At 66.5% G+C, this 3,559-nt stretch carries 4 protein-coding genes; 2 read left to right on the top strand and 2 right to left on the bottom strand.

The window, feature by feature from the left end; all coding sequences use genetic code 11:
- Positions 1-194, top strand: a 194-nt coding sequence (locus GOARA_RS16480; RefSeq protein ID WP_040523830.1) for an integrase core domain-containing protein, incomplete at its 5' end; no start/stop codon positions are given.
- A 424-nt stretch (positions 195-618) separates the two neighbouring features.
- On the opposite strand, the gene GOARA_RS16475 is transcribed toward GOARA_RS16480, so the two are convergent.
- Together GOARA_RS16475 and GOARA_RS16470 are read right to left on the bottom strand one after the other, a co-directional pair.
- On the bottom strand, positions 619-1,593 hold the full coding sequence (locus GOARA_RS16475; RefSeq protein ID WP_007323558.1) for a sigma-70 family RNA polymerase sigma factor: 975 nt from the start codon (positions 1,591-1,593) through the stop codon (positions 619-621).
- A gap of 7 nt (positions 1,594-1,600) precedes the next feature.
- Positions 1,601-2,080, bottom strand: coding sequence for a VOC family protein (locus tag GOARA_RS16470; RefSeq protein WP_373277760.1), 480 nt, complete (start codon positions 2,078-2,080; stop codon positions 1,601-1,603).
- A gap of 139 nt (positions 2,081-2,219) precedes the next feature.
- Between GOARA_RS16470 and GOARA_RS16465 the strand changes: the two genes are divergently transcribed.
- Positions 2,220-3,559, top strand: a 1,340-nt coding sequence (locus GOARA_RS16465; protein ID WP_007323556.1) for a DUF222 domain-containing protein, incomplete at its 3' end; no start/stop codon positions are given.

Raw genomic sequence — 3,559 nt, 5'->3', positions numbered from 1 at the left:
ACTGCCCGTGGCAGAACGGCAAAGTCGAACGATACAACCGCACCCTGCAAACCGAGTGGGCCTACCGGCAGGTCTTCATCAGCAACGCCGAACGAGCCGCCGCTCTTGATCCCTGGATCGAGTTCTACAACAATCGACGACGCCACACCGCGCTCGACGGTCAACCGCCAACGAGCCGACTGTCACCAACGTGATGGCCGGGTACACCTAGCCGCCGAGTGGGCACCCCCCCTCCGCCGAGTGGGCACCCCACCTCCGCCGAGTGGGCACCTGAGCCCTGCCGAGTGGGCACCCCACCTTCGTCGAGTGGGCACCTGGCCTGGTCGGCCCGGGCCTTCTCGCTCGGATCTCGATACAACCGCTCCTTCGTCGCGGTCACTCGATCACCATCGCTACGACTGCGCCTTCGTCGCGGTCACTCGATCACCGTCGCTACAACGGCGCCTTCGTCGCGGTCACTCGATCACCATCGCTACAACGGCACCTTCGTCGCGGCCACTCGATCACCATCGCTACAACGGCACCTTCGTCGCGGTCACTCGATCACCGTCGCTACAACCGCACCCTTGGCACGGCCACTCGATCACCATCGACACAACCGCCTTTTGGCGTGCAACGTCAGTCGGCTATCGAGCCTGGCAGTCCCGCTAGGCGGAAAAGCTCCGGTTCGAAGAAGGCGCCGACGTGGGCGACCTTGCCGTCGACGATGGAGATGACGTCGAGCTGGAACGGGCGCCACACGTCCCGACCGTCGTCGTCGACCGCGCGCATGTACATCCCGGCGGCGGGCAGCCCGTTGCACGTCGTGGGAATCATCTTGATGTCGCCCGCATGCTGGGCCGGGCACTGCGTGAGGGTGAGGGTGCCGATCTCCTCGGCGCCGACGTACCAGCCAGGGAACGGCGGCATCTCCCACACCGCCTCGTCGGCGAGCAATCCGACCACGCCGTCGATGTCGTGGCGCTCGAAGGCGGCACAGAACTCGTCCCAGACGCGGCGCTCGTCGTCGGTCAATTCAGCGGCACGGCGGCCCTCGGGAATGGCGCCGTCGCCCAGCGTCTTGCGCGCGCGGGCCAGCGCGCTGTTGGCGGATGCGACGGTCATGTCGAGAAGGTCCGCTGTCTCGGCTGCGCTGAAGGCGAGGACGTCGCGCAGAATCAGCGCTGCCCGCTGGCGGGGCGGAAGTTCCTGCATCGCCGCGACCATGGCCAGTCCGATGCTTTCCCGACGGGTGGCGACGTCGGCCGGGTCGCCGAGCGCGCGGTCGGGCAGCGGCTGGAGCCACAAGGTTTCGTTGTCCGCCACGACCGGGACCTTCGGGTCGCTCGCGTCGGTACCGAGACCCGTGGGCAACGGGCGCCGGGCGCGACCGTCGAGTGCGGTCAGACAGGTGTTCGTGGCGATCTGATACATCCAGGTCCGGACCGACGACCGGCCTTCGAAGCGGTGGAACGCCTTCCACGCCCGCAGGTAGACCTCTTGCACCACATCCTCGGCATCGGTGGCCGAGCCGAGCATGCGATAGCAGTGCGCGAGCAGTTCAGCGCGCATGGCGACCGTGGCCGCCTCGAAGGCCTGGTCGTCAACGGTCATCGGTGAATTACCCCTGCTGCTGCTTCGCGTACTCGTCCGGCCCGGCCTCGACCGCGGCCTCGTCCATCCACATGATCTCCCACGTGTGGCCGTCCAGGTCGTCGAACGCCCGACCGTACATGAAACCGTGGTCTTCCGAGCGACCAGCGGTGGCGCCGCCGGCGATCGCCTTGTCGACGAGCGTATCCACTTCGTCGCGGCTCTTCGCGCTCAGCGCGATCAGGCAGCCGCTGGTCGACTTGGCGTCGACGATCTGCTTGTCGGTGAAGGTCTTGTAGAAGTCGTGCTTGAGCAGCATGGCGACGATGGCGTCGCCGAGCACGAGCGACGCCGCGTTCTCGTCGCTGAAGCGGTCGTCGAAGTGGTAGCCGAGGCCGGTGAAGAATTCACGCGAGCGCTCCAGGTCGGTCACGGGCAGGTTGACGAAGATCATGTCGTGCATCGGTCTCTCCTCGGTGTGCGCGGCCTCGCTGTTCGATGCCGTCATAGGGGTAGACCACCGCCGTGCCGCAAACTGATCGGTCCCCCGAAGAAAACTTTCGCCCGGCGTTTGTCGGGGGTCGGGCGCAATGTGAACATCAGTTCGATTGCGAACCGGATATCTGCAGGTAGGGAGGTGAATTCGGATGACGACGGCCAGCGCGTGCGACGACCAGAAAACTAACGGCGAGATCGCGTTGCCGGATTCGCCGTTGGAGTTGTTGCGGCTGGTCGACGCGGCGCAGGCCAAGCTGACGTCAGCGGTGTGGCCGGCCGTGACCGAGGACGATTTACTGACCGCGGCACGGCTGATCGAACGGTCGCGGTGTCGCGCTGAAGGTGTCGCCGCGCAGTTGTTCGCCGAGATCAATATTCGCGACGCCCACACTCGTGACGGATTCACCCACCCGATGACCTGGCTGGCGAAAGGCTTGCGGCTGGGCCGGTCGGAAGCCAAGAAGCGATACCGGCGGGCCGAGAAGATCGCCCGACTGAACGCCGCCAGCGGCGAGACGCTGGCACCCAAGCACCCGGCGACGGCCGCGGCAGTCGCCGACGGCGCCATCGCCGGTCAGCACGTCGACGTGATACGCGAGATCATGGGCAAACTGCCGTGGAGCCTGCCCGACGACGTCGAGTCCCAGGCCGAAGCCGATCTGGCCGCCATGGCGCGCGAACTCACCCCGCAAGAACTCCACAAGGCCGGCCTCGCCCTCCTCGCGTATCTCGATCCCGACGGTTCGTTGTCCGACGAGCGCGACCGGGCACGTCGTCGCGGCCTGACTCTGTCCCCACAGGGCACCGATCTGATGTCACACCTGACCGCGGACCTGCCGCCGATAGTGCGCGCGAAACTCGATCTGTTCCTGGCCAACTGGGCAGCGCCGGGAATGAACAACCCCGACGACACGAACGCCGAGCGCCTCGACGGACCGCTGGCCGCCCACGACACCGACGACCAAGTCGCCCAGGAAAGCCTCTCCGGCGCCCGCGCCCGCGATCACCGGACGCCCGAACAACGCAATATCGACGCCTTCGAAGCCATGCTCGACGCCACCTTGGCGAACTCGGCCACCGGTGCCCGAGCCGCGAACATCGGGCATGCGAGCACCAGGTCGTCGAAGAGAAAGACGATCCCTGGCCAGTTCATCGTTACCGCCACCATCGCCGACCTCAAAGCCGGCTGCGGACTGGGCCTGACCACCACCGGCACGCTCATCCCGATCCGCGAACTAGTCAACGCCGCCGCCCACCTGGACCCCAACCTCATCGTCTTCGCCGACCACACCCGCGAAATCCTGTATCACGGCCGCGCCAAACGCTCGGCCACCTTCCACCAACGATTAGCGTTGTTCGCCCGCGACCGCGGCGACACCCACCCCGACTCCGACACCCCGTTCATCCACACCCAAGCCCACCACCTACCCGACTGGGCCCAAGGCGGCACCACCGACATCGACAAACTCACCGCGACCAGCGGACCCAA

The organism is Gordonia araii NBRC 100433 (assembly GCF_000241265.1).
GTDB lineage: Bacteria > Actinomycetota > Actinomycetes > Mycobacteriales > Mycobacteriaceae > Gordonia > Gordonia araii.
This window is presented reverse-complemented; position numbering and strand designations above follow the sequence as displayed.

Coding starts and splice junctions, on each gene's coding strand:
- GOARA_RS16475 (WP_007323558.1), bottom strand. CDS start 1,593: ATGACCGTTGACGACCAGGCCTTCGAGGCGGCCACGGTCGCCATGCGC.
- GOARA_RS16470 (WP_373277760.1), bottom strand. CDS start 2,080: ATGACGGCATCGAACAGCGAGGCCGCGCACACCGAGGAGAGACCGATG.